Origin of the sequence: Paraburkholderia sp. RAU6.4a, assembly GCF_050435625.1 — a bacterium.
Lineage (GTDB): Bacteria > Pseudomonadota > Gammaproteobacteria > Burkholderiales > Burkholderiaceae > Paraburkholderia > Paraburkholderia tuberum.
The window spans coordinates 1,366,329-1,379,592 of the sequence record NZ_JBNDKQ010000003.1 but is presented as its reverse complement, the minus strand read 5'-3'; the positions used below and the strand labels follow the sequence as shown (position 1 = coordinate 1,379,592).

Genomic DNA, 13,264 nt, shown 5'->3' with positions numbered 1-13,264 from the left:
CGGTCCTGAATAATTCTCGGGCCGCGGGAACGCCATGGGCGAACCCGGGCGCGACGTCATCGCATCGCGATGGTGTCGACACCATCTGTGGCACGCAGACCGTTACCGAAAGCGTCGGTGAGCCTGAATGACGAGACGGCGATCCTCAGTTGTGCTGCCTGATCCTCCAGCGACTGGGCCGCTGCGGCCGCCTGCTCGACGAGCGCCGCGTTCTGCTGCGTGAACAGGTCCATCTCGATGACGGCCTGATTCACCTGTTCGATGCCGCGACCCTGCTCCTCCGACGCTCCAGCGATCTCACTGACAATGTCGGAAACCCGCTTCGTGGCACGTTTGATCTCGCTCATGGCCGTGCTGACTTCAATGGCTTGATGCGAGCCCTCGCGGATCGTGGCGACAGACGAAGCAATCAGGTCCTTGATTTCTCTGGCGGCGCCGGCCGATCGCTGCGCGAGGCTTCGAACCTCGCTCGCCACCACCGCAAAGCCCCGGCCCTGTTCGCCGGCGCGCGCAGCCTCCACCGCGGCATTGAGGGCGAGAATATTGGTCTGGAATGCGATCCCTTCAATCACGCCTGTGATTTCGGAGATCCGGTTCGAGCTGCCACTGATTTTCTCTATGGTACCCACCATGGCCTGGACCACGTCATCGCCTGTAGCGGCGATATCCGTGGCGTCCGAGGCCAGTGCCTGCGCCTGATACGCGTTCTCGGCGTTCTGCCTGACCGTCCCGGCCAGTTGCGTCACGTTGGACGCGGTCTCATCCAGGGACGAAGCCTGTTCCTCGGTACGGACGGACAGGTCAAGATTGCCGGCCGCGATTTCGCGCGTTGCCGTCGCAACTGAATCGGTCGACAGATGCACGGCGGACATGGCTTCTTCTACCCGACGCATCAGCCTGTCGAACGCAACCGCCGCGCGGCCGAACTCGTCCATGCGTGGACTCCTGGCGCGCATGGACAGGTCGAGCGTCGTCGCAATCTCCTCAAATCTGGTGCTCATGCGGTTCAGCCCGCCGCATACCACTCGATGCAGGTGAATGCCACCACTGACTGTGATGACGCACCCTGTCAATGCCACCGCGATGAGCGGTGTGAGCAGCAGGCGGTATGACGCAGGCGCGTGCCCATCCAGATGCCATAACCCGAGAATTCCCACCAGCCCGACGGCGCACATCAGTGTTGCGCAGGTGCCGAACGCGATCATTAACTTGAGCCTGATTGTGAGAGCAGATTTCTGCACTTCGCTTCCTTCGTGACAGATGATGCGAGGACGATGAGAGGGTTGTATCTTTTGCTGACGTGCCATTGCGCGTGCCGATGCGAGCGTCGCAGGCAACCAGTCTGCTAGGTTGGTATCGGGGACACGACAGGTCGGGACCGACTCCAGAGGACTGTCCCCCAACGCGCACCGACGCTTCATTTATGGCCCTGATGCAAATTTCTGCATTCGCGTTTCCCTGCGCGTCGCAAGCCGGTTCGGCCCGCGCGAGAAAATGCGCGCAGGCCGCATCGGACAATCCTCCAACGATCATCCTGTCCCGGCCTATCAGCGGGCCGGGCTTGCGAGATTCGACCGCAAAACATGGCAATCTACGCGGCACGCATCGCTGGCCGTTCCGGGCCAGGTGGGAACATGCGCCAAATGCCGTCCTGGTGACGAAAGAAACATGGCAACCGGACCTGCGGTCCTCAATGTCTCGACGCAGACGTAGCACTCGCGGCGTGACCGTCTGTTTTTGAACGCGCTGACCCGGACCCGCATGGCGGGGTCCTAAGCGAGCCAGTACGCAACCATCAACCGCGGCGACTTTTCCGCACATCCCATCAACTTCTCCTCGTATCGCTTGATGCGACAGTTGCATAGCCATAGCTGTGACGCAACCCTTTCGGTCGTACGGATGGTCACGATCCGCTGCGCATACACGAAACCAGTCAGGCGTGAGCCGAATCGTGCCCCGGTCGACGCGGGTGGGAACGACGCTTTGCCGGCTCCCGGCGGGATGAAAGAACGAACGCGTATACCGGGGGCCTTGCCGCGAGGATCGTCAGAACTGATGGAACATGCCCAGCATGACACCCGTCTGGTTCATCCCGGGTCCGGGTGTGGCGCCGGGACCACCCGAGCTGGCGCTATATCGGGCGTGCGCGCTGTTGGCAAGATAGGTACCCTGCGCATACACCCCGCTTCGCTTTGACAGCAGATAGATCGCTCGCACGGTCGCCATCGTCGCACGGGTGTCGTGCTGGGTGTTGATGATGCGAAACGCCTCGCCGTCCAGCTCGACGAATGGCGTGATGAAATATTGTGCCCCGGCAAAGAACATGTCAGAGCGCACACTGGCGACGGCCGCGGACCCGGACGATACATGGCGGCCCAGCCAGCCCGCGTCGAACTTGACGCCAAACAACTGCACATACACGTTGGCCTGCGCGCGCGCGTCCTTGCCGCCACTGCCCGTGAATGGGGCCGGCGCAACGCCATCGAAGAAGTTGAACGCGGCGTTCGCCCCGCCGCGCTGTTCTTCATACGACGCCGCGACCCCGAACGAACCCCCGTCATACCTCAGGAGTGCAGACCAGTCCGTACACTGCCGGAAGTCGCCCGCCACAGACCCGGCACAGGTCCCCTGCCCGGGGGAATTGCCGGTCCCGGCCGCGTCGCGGCCGAACGACCAGGCTGCCCCCGCCGTGAACTGACCCATCGTGACCTTGTAGACAACGCTGTTGTCGGCTCTCGCGTTCGGGATGTACGAGTCAAGCGACCCCATCCCGTAGATGTCCGGACCTATGATGTCATTGTCGGCCAGCGCCCAGGTGGTCATCGTGTACTGACGTCCGAACGACAGGGTCCCGTAGCGACCGCTGAGCCCGACCCAGGCCTGACGGCCGAACAGACGCCCGCCCTGCAGCGAATTGCCATTGCCTACACCAAAACCACTTTCCAGCACGAAGGTGGCCTTCAGGCCGCCGCCCAGGTCCTCGGCACCCTTGAACCCCCAGCGCGACGGATAGACCCCCGTAATTGCCGGCATGCGTACCAGCCGGTCGCCCTTTACGTTCGCATGCGTCAGGTACTCCACGCCCGTATCGAGCAGACCATACAGCGTCACACCACTCTGGGCCTGTGCCGTACCCGTTACTCCGCACAGCAGCACGGCCGTCGCCCCTATTGCGTACTTCCTCATCGTCTCCACCTTTGTTTCGGGTCGAATATGTTTCTTGTAATGCCCTACAGCCAACATTGTCAGGGCGGCCTCCTGCTGTAGCAGTCACGGGAATGATCGCAATCGTGACTTTATCAACAGGAGCCCTTATAGATATTTCTTTAAAGAATCGTGAATTGTTTCCGACCGGAACAACCAGCATCCGGCACGATGTCACGCTTCTCCTCATGGATATCTTTACGGCACTATTCGGAATCAGGCTGCCTGTCGGGATGTGCTGCCTGGAATGCTTCGATCCACTGGCAGCGCTCATCGATGGCCTGAATCGCCGGGAATCGGGCCACATCCACGCCAAAACGCCGCGCATTGTAGAGCTGGGGCACCAGACAGCAGTCGGCCATCGTTGGTGTATCGCCGTAACAGAAGCCATCGCCCTCGCCGGCGAGCTCCCGTTCAAGCACGGAGAGCCCGGTCTCCAGCCAGTGCCGGATCCAGCCCAGCTTCTGTTCTTCCGATAGTGCCATCTGTCCCGTGAGGAACTTCAGGATACGAAGGTTGTTGAGCGGATGAATCTCGCAGGCGATGTACTGCGAGAGCGTCCTGACCCGCGCGCGCCCTTCAATGGATTCCGGTAGTAGCGGCCGGTTGGGATAGCGCTCGTCCAGGTACTCGATAATGGCGAGCGATTGTGAAAGCACGAGTGTGCCGTCCTGCACCACCGGCACCGTTTGCTGCGGATTGACCTTGACAAAGCTGTCCGAATACTGCTCACCACCGTTACGGTTCAGATGAATCGCAACATATTCATACGGCTGGCTCTTGAGGTTGCATGCTATGCGCACGCGATACGCAGACGAACTACGGAAATAGCTATACAGTTTCATAACGATTGGTTACTCGAATTGTGGGATAGCCGGAAGTTTGGGAGCCTGTTGCCGAGGCAGTCTCATCCGAGCGCGACGAAGAGGTCGTCACCATCCACCCGAGTCGGCCGGATTCGCAGATCTTCCTTAAGCGGCTCGCACAGCGCCTTCATGTGGCGCGCTTTGACCTCTTCCTGATAAAACGGACGTTCGAGTTCGTGGATATCCAGATAGCCGTCGCAGATCTGTACAAGCCCACGACTACAGATGTTGTCAGTCACGAACAGGCCGTTATCGACGTTGAAGACCGTGAATCCGCGGTTGCCCACTTCCGCCACAATGGCGCCGTGCTTCGGAACGTCTGTTACTGCGACCAGCCTTATCCACTTCTGCACGATAAGCACCTCAGATCGCCAAACTGCCGGAGACAATGACGAATCGCGGCAATAACGGTGCGCCTTGAATCGCCAGGTCGGGATTCCCGTGATCCTGGGACACGCACCAGCACCAGTAATCCCCGGCAGAAGATGGATTCAGGCCAGCCAGGGCAAGGCACCCATCTCCTTCTCATGCCCCTCATGTACGGCGCCGTCGCCCTTACTGCCCAACACGCACCACAATCGCGCCCAGACGGTCGATGAAGCCATGCATCACGTCGCCCTCTTGCACGGCATTCACACCCTCCGGCGTGCCGGTCATGATGATGTCGCCCGGCTCGAGCGCGTCATACTGCGAGAGATACGCGATGCACTCCGCCACTGACCAGATGAGTTTCGAGATGTCTGAGGACTGTCGCGACTGACCGTTGACCGTCAGCGTGATGGCCGCTGACGACAATTCACTCAGATCCGCGGCTGGCTGAATGGGGCCGATGGGTGCCGACCTGGCGAACGACTTGCCGAATTCCCAGGGACGCCCCTTGTCGCGCGCCTCGAGTTGGAGATCGCGGCGAGTCATGTCCAGGCCGACCGCATACCCATAGACGTGTTCAAGCGCCTGACCGACCGGGATATCGGAGCCACCCTTGCCGATGGCGACAACCAGCTCGATTTCATGGTGAAAGTTGCTCGTTTTTGGGGGGTAAGGAATCCGGGTCTCCGCCTCACCAGCCTGGACCACTGCGTTTGCAGGCTTCATGAAAAAGAACGGTGCATCGCGTTCCGGATCCTTTCCCATCTCACGCGCATGCGCGGCGTAGTTGCGGCCGACGCAGAAGACCCGGTTGACCGGGAACGTTTCGGGTCGGCCAGCAACAGCCAGCGTGTAGACGGTGGCGGGGCTCACTGCATATTCCATTTACTTCTCCGGTAGCACTTCAAACCATTGCCTCCTGGCCGACCGTTACCTTGGCAGCACGGGACGGTCAGAGAAAATAAAAAATGAATCATGTTTCGGCAAGAAACCTGAATTCATGCATTCCAGTTAGGGCCTGCCGCTCGCCTATTGCCCGGAGTCCAGACCTTCGGACGCTTCCCTGAGCACGACCCTGTCCAGTCCGCTGAACACGGCTGGTGCGCAGCGGGCGACAGGCAAACGTCAGTACCCGAGGATGTCGTCCCATACCACCAGTTGCGAGGATTTCGGTACGGGCCCGATTGCTTCGACCGGCGCGCCAGCCTCGCCCCAGCGCACGCAGGTCGCCATGCCGTGCTGATACTGGGCCACACGACGCCCGATGCGAGCATGTCCTGCAGCCCCCGGTTGCAGGACGTACCCGTGGCCGCATCGGCAAGGTTTGGATGGGAGAGCCAGCCCAGTGCATTCAGACGGTAACTCACGGTGACGACAACCACGCCCTGCGCCGCTAGGGCCGCGCCGTTGAAAAGCGGCATGCGGGTGGCGCCATTTCGCAGGCCGCCGCCGTGCACCCAGACGAGCACAGGCGCCTTCCCGCCGAGTTGCGGCGTCCATACGTTGAGCGTCAGACTGTCCTCGCTTTTGCTGCGTAATCGTGGGATAGATCCACGAGACCACTGAACTGTTGAACGTCTGGATGCTTGCAGGGCCGAATGAACTGGCCCTCACCGCGTCCGCCGTTGCGGGTACGTAAGGCTGCGGCGATCGGGTGCGCAGCGGACCAACCGGCGGCTCCGCATAGGGAATACTGTGATATCTGAGCGTCGTGCCGTCAGGCTGACCGATGAACTTGCCCGACGTCATACTCACGACAGTGGCGGCCTTGGCACTTCCGCCCCCTCGGCAGCCCCACAAGGGGGCCGTCGCCACGGCAGCGCTGGCGAGCAGCAGACGGCGACGGATGAGACTTGTCGGCTTCATGGTCTCCATTGAACTCATCAGGACTCCTCCATGTGTATTTTGGTAGGTCACGACTTCACGGCAGTTAAATCCCGGTTCCGGTATCCACCATGTCCAAGAGGCAGTGGTGGCCGCCGCGACCGAGTATGTTTCCGGCAGGCCTGGAACTCAAGCGTGATGTTTTAGTCTTTACTATTCAAATCACGAATAAACCTTCCATGACTCGACCGCATCTCATCAGACCGTCCGGACCGGACAGGCCATCGGCCCTGCCGAAGACTGGTTCGAGCACTGGCATCGCTGCTGTCATACACAACCGATCTCGCAGGGTTGAGATGACCAGCGGCCTCAGCTTGCTATTGGCCTTCTGGATAAACACTCTTCGGGTGCAGACTGCGACACATCGCCGGCAGCCAGCATCAGCCCTGCCGGTGGCCGACAACCCGCCGTCTTCGCCATGAGGGGTTCATCACTGATATCAACAGTCAAGGGACGCCGTTCCTGCCGGACGTTCGACGGCGTATACCCCTCCCGAAAAGTGGATGCCCACCACACCGGCCACCGAGACCAGTGCCGGCACGGCCGCCGCGAGGAACAGGACCGACGACGACCATTGCAGATGCAGGAGCGCCCCGCCCACTACCGGGCCAATCACCGAACCGACGCGTCCGATTCCGAGGCTCCATCCGATTCCGGTGGCGCGCAGGGACGTGGGGTAATACATCGCAGCCAAGACGTTCAGTGCCGGCTGCCCGCCGATGATGGCGAAGCCGGTCAGGCCGATGCTGACCAGAACAGCGACGGGGGACGCTGTCACCATGGGATTGCCGATGGCGGCCGTCGTCACGCCAGCGACCAGAAAAGCAGTGACCAGCACGCGTGTGAAACCGATCCGGTCGATAATGCGGCCCAACGCCAGCGTGCCGATCAGCCCGCCACCCCACAGGGTGGTGCCGGCCAGCACGGCAAGGGACGCGGAATGCCCCGCATCGCGCATCACCGTCGGCAGCCAGTTCGACAGGAAATACATCGCGAGGAGGTTGGCGAAGTTGATCAGCCATAGCAGCAGCGTGGCGCGAGCCCGGCCGTCCTTGAACAGCTCGATGAACGGCACACCAACCGGTTCCTGCTCATCCATCACAAACTGCGCGTCCTCCGGGAACGGCGTTGCCGGAGACACGCGTGCAAGACTGCGGCGAACCCGGCTGTCGCCGCGCTGCCTGAAGATCAGGAACTGGATCGATTCAGGCAGCGCCAGCCACATCAGCATGCCCAGCCCCAGGGGAATAGCCCCGCCGGCAAGGAACACCGAGCGCCAACCCAAGGCCGGAATCATCGCGGCGGTAATCAGTCCACCGACGGCGGCGCCCAGGACATAGCCACACGACACGAGCATCATCAGCATCACTGGAATCCGGCGAGGACTGTATTCGCCCGTCAAGGCCATCGCGTTGGGCATGATGCACGCCAGTCCAAGACCCGCCGCAAAGCGCCAGCCGATCAGTTCGGGAATGGAATGGGCAAACCCGGTGCCCAGCATGCAGGCCGAGAAGAACAGCGTGGCGCCGATCACGACGGGCCGACGGCCGATCCTGTCCGCGAGCGTGCTCAAGGTCAGCGACCCGACCAGCATACCGAACAGGCCGGCCCCGAAGACGGGCGCCAGCAGTTCCTTCGCGATGCCCCACTCACGAATCACCACCGCCGCCACGTACCCCATCGCCTGCACGTCAAACCCGTCCATGATGAGGCACATGGCGCACAGTGCAATGATCAACCAGTGATATGGGCAAAGCCGGCCGTTGTCGATCACGCCCGTCACATCGATTCTCGTCGTCACGTCTGTCTCCTGAAATGCGTCGCTTAAGGCTACGCTGAAGAAGCCGCCGTTTTCGGCGACGGTTTGCTGCTGAATGTCGGAATGCGAGATCAGCGACGCGATTGGTTCGATTTTCTTGTCCTGAAGGGCCTTGCAAGCGGGTCTCTCGACCCACTTTGGCCCATCATGGACGCACCTGTGCCATGAGCCGCTCGCGGCTCATGTAGATGTTGCTCAACGCCAGTGCGGTGAAGGCGCGCGTGGCGTTCTTCGCCAGGCCGCGATAGCGCACCTTGACGAAGCCCCACAGCCGCTTGACCACCGCAAAGACGTGCTCGACCCGCGCACGTATCTTCGACTTGTTGCGGTTCTTCGAGCGTCTGGTGTCATCGACCTCACCACTTCGCCTGCGCACACGCTGGTTGGTAAAGTCCTTCGCTTGCGGTGCCTTGCTGGCGATGAGTTCCTTCTGGCTCGCATACGCGCTGTCACCGTACACACGCCGCTCGGCGCCATGCAGCAGAGCCGGCAGCGGATGCTTGTCATGCACGTTCGCAGCCGTCACTACCGCGCTGTGTGCCAGCCCCGTCTGACTATCCACGCCGATGTGCAGCTTCATGCCGAAGTACCACTGCTGGCCCTTCCTCGTCTGATGCATTTGAACAACTGCTCGCCGAGCTTGTTGCGCTCCAGCAGCCGGCGAAACTTCAACAGCGTCGTGCCATCAGGAACGCGCTCGCGCCCCAGGTCAATCCCAACGAATCGCCGCAATGCGGTGCTGTCCAGCAGCGCTTCCTCGCAGGCTTCATCCGCCAGGTTGAACCAGTGCTGCACAAAGTGCATGCGCAGCATGCGCTCCAGGCCAACTGGCGGGCGCCCGCCTTGCCCCTTCGGATAGTGCGGCTCGACAACCTCGCACAACTGCGTCCACGGTACGATCTGCTCCATCGTCTCAAGGAACACATCACGTTTGGTTGGCCGACGGTACTGTTCGAATCCGGCGCCTTGATCGGCCGCCATCGCAAGGGTCTGTTGTTTCATCCGCATTTAACGTCTTACCGCCCAACGGCGTTGACCTTTTTCAGCGTAGCCTTAATAGTTATGCGGGTCCGTTCGGTCGGACACGGGGTAAGAAGCCGCATGCGTCGCGTGCAACGACCGCGGATGCCGCACGAGCAACGACTCACTCACCCCATGAGAGATGATTCAACAGCCGGGGCGCCTCCCTTCCCAGGCTGCGTTGAGAATGCCCAAGACGGCCGCTTCGTCGATTGCTCGTGGATTGGAGTCGATGTGATGCATGCACTCGCTCGCGATCGCGCTGAGCCTGTCACGTTCAACGCCCAGTTCCTTCAACGACACCGGCGCGCCCAGCCTGTGTGCCACGTCGTACAATGCCTGCGCCGGGGACGCCTGCATGATCGGGCGCATGGCGTCCATCTGGGCTGTAATCGCCGGCTTGTTGAAAGCGAGGACATGGGGCAGGATGATGCCGTTGGTTTCCCCATGTGCGACACCGAAGCGCCCGCCCAGCACATGGCAGATCCGATGATGGATGCCAATACCCACGGAAGTGACCATCAGACCGCCAATCGCGGCGCCATAGGCAGCGAGAGTCCGCGCCTCAAGGTTGGCCGGTTCGTCCGCCAGCAGTTGCAGGGCGCGATACAGCGAATCAATCCCCGTCAGCGCAAGTTCGCTGGTCAGTGGATTGCTTTTCGGCACATACAGCGCCTCGACGCAATGCGCCATTGCATTCATGCCCGTTGAGGCCGTTTCCCGCATAGGCAGCGACTGCGCCAGTGCGGGATCGACGATGACGGTATTGGCGAGCGCCTTCGGTTCCCGCCGGCTGCGCTTTTCTCCCTCCACGAGAACACCAAAGAGCGGCGTCATCTCAGAGCCCGACAAGGTCGTCGGTATGGTGATATGCGTCGCACCAGTTTCCACCGAGATGAACTTACCCAGTCCAATGGTCGAGCCACCGCCGATGGAGACGACGCAGTCACACCCGGCCTCCCGGTAGCGACGTAACGCGACGTTGGCGACCTCGATCGGACAATGGGGTCGCGCATCGGCAAAGACGGCTTTCACCCGGTCGCCCATCGATTCGATCACCGGTGCGTAGCGGCTCCGTCCGGATACCGTCGTGACAACGAGCACCTGTGACCTGTCCAGTGCGTCTAGTCGCGCACCGGCTTCCTTCGCGCGACCGGGGCCAAACATGACCAGGGGTGACTGGCAGAAAAAATCAAAAGCAGGTTTCATGAAAAGCTCTCATAGGAACTCGCATCACTGCGCAGTCCGTTCACGACAGGTGATCAGATCGGATAGATGATGGAGTTGGGGATCATTTCGCTGTCGTAGATAACCTGGCGCGAGGCGAACCTGAGACCCGCGGCCGTCTCGACGACTTCATCGATATAACGCCCGACGTTAAACACCCACGACAGTTGATTCAGTTTCGTGCGGATCACTGCATAATTCGCTTCACTGAAGGTGCGATCGCCTTCGACCTTATGCACCAGCGGGACGCCGACGATATGCCGCTGGTAGTACGGGTCGTGAAAAAGTGTTTCCTGGATGCCGTAGATGCGGTCCTTCAGCATCCCCTTGCTCTCGAACGACAGCGTCGCGAGCGGCAGGCCACGCTCAAAATTCTCCCGCGGCTGCAGGCGGTAGATACACTCGTCGGTGAAAAACTCCGGCCACAGGCTCCAGTCGCCGGAATCCACGGCACGGGCATAGTCCGCATACAGTTTCGTCAGCGCGACCCAGTCCTTGAAGCTATCCATCATTCCGGAGCCTCCATCACTTCGCGCCAGTACTGGTACATGCCCCGGATCAGCGTCTCGCTCACCATGTGATCAGTATCCCCAATTTCGCTCCCCCCCAGTTGGGCCAGCGCCCGGTGGAAAGGCTTGCTTTCGAACCCCTGCTGGGAAAACTCAATCACTTCACCGTCGTCTGCGGAGACGAAACCGGCGGGACCAAACAGGTTGGCCTGGCGAAGCCTGCGCTGCACCATCTCGTCGGAATCGTCCTCGAACGCGAAGTGAGTCCAGTAAAAGTCAAAAGAGCCGGCGCCGTTGGGCTGGATCTGCCGGGTCGACACACTGTTGACCGACTGCTGGAGAATGACACTCGGAAAAATAGTCGTCATCACGGCCGTCGGGCCGCCCCACCACGGCTCCGGCACGATGTCCAGGAAACGCGGGTCATGCAGGTGCATGTCCTCCTTGAAACGCGCGACCTGCGACACCTCGGACGCCTTGAGCGCGTTGCCCTTCGTCGAAATCATTGCCGCATGCCGGTGGCGATCGTCCATCTTCAGCTCGGACCGGTTGTCGGCCCGCCAGAGTCCAAACGTCACGAACCACGTATGCAGCAGCCCGGGGTGATACGGATCCTTGATGTTCTCCTGCATCAGTTTCCAGTTGCCAGGAATCCGCTGCCGGTTGTAGCCCAGAATCCGCAGCTTGCGGCCGTTGAAGGTGCGATCGAAACATTGCAGGATCGTCGGGCCCAGATAGTCCTCCAACGACTCCACATCGTGGTCGAAGGAGGCAAACACGACCCCACCGCGCGTCGTGACCTTGAGCTTCGTGAGTCCGTTGTCTTCCAGCCTGAATTCAGGCGGCATGCCCCCGAGCACCTTGCCATCCTGCTTGACCCCCCGGCGGAACGGCACGCCCTGCAGGTCGCCCTTGAGCGAATAATTCCACTGGTGGTAGGGGCACGTGAACCCGTCCTTGCGGTTGCCGTGGCGCTCACGGCAAAACGCCATGCCCCGATGCGCGCACACATTCTCAAGCACATGGATGTTGCCGTCCTGGCTACGGACCATGATGACCGACCGCTCGCCAATCGCGGTGCGGATGAAGTCACCGGGATTCGGGATCTCGGCTTCGAGGCCCACGTAGCACCAGTGCTTGCGGTAGAAAAATCTTTCCAGCTCCTTTCGATGCGTGGCCTCATTGGTGTACACCATGAAGGGGATCCGGCTCGTGCCGCTGTCCTCCCACTGGACGGTGTCGGGAAATACAGAAGATGTCATTGAACTTGCTCCGTTGCTATGCGCTACTCGCGCGCCTCTCGCCAGAGGCCAAGTGCCTGATGGACCGGGCGGTCGCTGAAGCTGAACAGGTTTGTGTCCGCGATTGCATGAAGGCGCAACGCGGCCCATGACGGAACGACGAACACGTCGTTAGGTTCAAACGGATGGACCGAGCCGTTGATCTCGGCGTGACCATGGCCTTCCAGACAGACGTAGACCGTGCCGTCCGTGCATCGATAGGGCCGGGTCTCGAAGCCCTCGGGCAACCGCTGTGCAAAGGCCCCGATCGTAGGCATCGGCGCGCCGCCCGTGGCCGGATTCACGTAGCGGAGCTTGTAGCCGAGATGGCTGTCAGGCTCACCGCTAGCGATCGCTAGCAAGGATTCCGTTGCACGTTCGTAGGGATAGACGAACACGGGACTTGGGTCGGGAGCAGCGGAGTGATAGTCGACCGGCAGCATGTTCGCACCGTAGCGCTTCAGGCTGTCGCCTTCGGGGTAGACCGTCGATTGCGTCGTCACCCCGGACTTCTCCGAAAACCCGGCATCCAGAAAGCGCACCAGCGGTACATCCAGGCCGTCAAGCCATATGACCGGCTGATTGCCGGGATTGCCGTGGTCGTGCCATGTCCAGGCTGGTGTCAGGATGAAGTCCCCACGCCGCATCGTGGCGCGCTCGCCATTGACGGCCGTATACGCTCCATCGCCCTCCAGCAACAGTCTCAAGGCCGACTGCGTATGGCGATGGGCGGGCGCCACCTCGCCTGGCAGGATCAGCTGAAGTCCGGCATAGAGCGACTGCGTGATGCACGACCGTCCTCGCGACGCGGGGTTTTCGAGGACCAGTACGCGACGCTCCGCCTCGGCGGCACTGATCAGTCGCCCGGCTTCCATCACCCGCTCACGAACTTCCGCGTAGCGCCAAAGTGCCGGTTCAACCGGCGATTGGGGAAACGGCGGGACGAGCCGGTCAAGCACCTCCCAGAGCGGCGTCATGTTCTGCCGGCTGATGCGATCGTAGTATTCGCGCCGTTCCCGCGCCTGCGGCGGCTCGAAGTTGTGGTCCTGCATGCTGGTTGTCTCCGGTTACGTGTCGTTGTCGGTA

Annotated in this window: 11 protein-coding genes and 2 pseudogenes; all 13 read right to left on the bottom strand. The window is 61.2% G+C overall.

Going from position 1 to position 13,264, the window contains the following annotated elements:
- Positions 1–56: 56 nt before the first annotated feature.
- The 13 genes and pseudogenes from OKW40_RS30990 to gtdA all read right to left on the bottom strand — a co-directional run bounded on the left by OKW40_RS30990 (position 57) and on the right by gtdA (position 13,230).
- Complete coding sequence (locus OKW40_RS30990; RefSeq protein WP_316251676.1) at positions 57–1,241, bottom strand: methyl-accepting chemotaxis protein; 1,185 nt, start codon at positions 1,239–1,241, stop codon at positions 57–59.
- An 805-nt stretch (positions 1,242–2,046) separates the two neighbouring features.
- Positions 2,047–3,186, bottom strand: coding sequence for a porin (locus OKW40_RS30985; protein ID WP_429352738.1), 1,140 nt, complete (start codon positions 3,184–3,186; stop codon positions 2,047–2,049).
- 224 nt (positions 3,187–3,410) lie between these two features.
- Entirely contained in the window at positions 3,411–4,049 is a 639-nt protein-coding gene (gene maiA / locus OKW40_RS30980; RefSeq protein WP_429493192.1) for a maleylacetoacetate isomerase, read from the bottom strand.
- A gap of 62 nt (positions 4,050–4,111) precedes the next feature.
- The gene (locus OKW40_RS30975; protein ID WP_187616540.1) at positions 4,112–4,423 is read right to left on the bottom strand and encodes a non-heme iron oxygenase ferredoxin subunit; all 312 of its coding nucleotides are present in this window, start codon (positions 4,421–4,423) and stop codon (positions 4,112–4,114) included.
- 202 nt (positions 4,424–4,625) lie between these two features.
- Positions 4,626–5,324, bottom strand: coding sequence for a fumarylacetoacetate hydrolase family protein (locus OKW40_RS30970; protein ID WP_187616539.1), 699 nt, complete (start codon positions 5,322–5,324; stop codon positions 4,626–4,628).
- Positions 5,325–5,564: 240 nt separating this feature from the next.
- On the bottom strand, positions 5,565–5,693 hold the full coding sequence (locus OKW40_RS30965) for a hypothetical protein (RefSeq protein WP_262413824.1): 129 nt from the start codon (positions 5,691–5,693) through the stop codon (positions 5,565–5,567).
- Between the two features lie 23 nt (positions 5,694–5,716).
- Positions 5,717–5,986 (bottom strand): annotated as a pseudogene (locus tag OKW40_RS30960) (carboxylesterase family protein); the annotation flags it as partial.
- A gap of 776 nt (positions 5,987–6,762) precedes the next feature.
- The gene (locus OKW40_RS30955) at positions 6,763–8,124 is read right to left on the bottom strand and encodes an MFS transporter (protein WP_429493191.1); all 1,362 of its coding nucleotides are present in this window, start codon (positions 8,122–8,124) and stop codon (positions 6,763–6,765) included.
- Between the two features lie 163 nt (positions 8,125–8,287).
- A pseudogene (locus tag OKW40_RS30950) lies at positions 8,288–9,144 on the bottom strand (IS5 family transposase).
- Between the two features lie 165 nt (positions 9,145–9,309).
- Positions 9,310–10,371: a maleylacetate reductase gene (locus tag OKW40_RS30945; protein ID WP_187616537.1), complete on the bottom strand. Its 1,062-nt coding sequence runs from the start codon at positions 10,369–10,371 to the stop codon at positions 9,310–9,312.
- Positions 10,372–10,424: 53 nt separating this feature from the next.
- Positions 10,425–10,901: an aromatic-ring-hydroxylating dioxygenase subunit beta gene (locus OKW40_RS30940; protein ID WP_429493190.1), complete on the bottom strand. Its 477-nt coding sequence runs from the start codon at positions 10,899–10,901 to the stop codon at positions 10,425–10,427.
- Positions 10,898–12,160, bottom strand: coding sequence for an aromatic ring-hydroxylating dioxygenase subunit alpha (locus OKW40_RS30935; RefSeq protein ID WP_429493189.1), 1,263 nt, complete (start codon positions 12,158–12,160; stop codon positions 10,898–10,900). The genes OKW40_RS30940 and OKW40_RS30935 overlap by 4 nt, the downstream gene beginning before the upstream one ends.
- 23 nt (positions 12,161–12,183) lie before the next feature.
- A complete protein-coding gene (gene gtdA / locus OKW40_RS30930; protein WP_429352742.1) occupies positions 12,184–13,230 on the bottom strand; it encodes a gentisate 1,2-dioxygenase in 1,047 nt (348 codons plus the stop codon).
- Between the last annotated feature and the right edge of the window lie 34 nt (positions 13,231–13,264).

Coding starts and splice junctions, on each gene's coding strand:
- OKW40_RS30985 (WP_429352738.1), bottom strand. CDS start 3,186: ATGAGGAAGTACGCAATAGGGGCGACGGCCGTGCTGCTGTGCGGAGTA.
- maiA (WP_429493192.1), bottom strand. CDS start 4,049: ATGAAACTGTATAGCTATTTCCGTAGTTCGTCTGCGTATCGCGTGCGC.
- OKW40_RS30970 (WP_187616539.1), bottom strand. CDS start 5,324: ATGGAATATGCAGTGAGCCCCGCCACCGTCTACACGCTGGCTGTTGCT.
- OKW40_RS30945 (WP_187616537.1), bottom strand. CDS start 10,371: ATGAAACCTGCTTTTGATTTTTTCTGCCAGTCACCCCTGGTCATGTTT.
- OKW40_RS30940 (WP_429493190.1), bottom strand. CDS start 10,901: ATGATGGATAGCTTCAAGGACTGGGTCGCGCTGACGAAACTGTATGCG.
- OKW40_RS30935 (WP_429493189.1), bottom strand. CDS start 12,160: ATGACATCTTCTGTATTTCCCGACACCGTCCAGTGGGAGGACAGCGGC.
- gtdA (WP_429352742.1), bottom strand. CDS start 13,230: ATGCAGGACCACAACTTCGAGCCGCCGCAGGCGCGGGAACGGCGCGAA.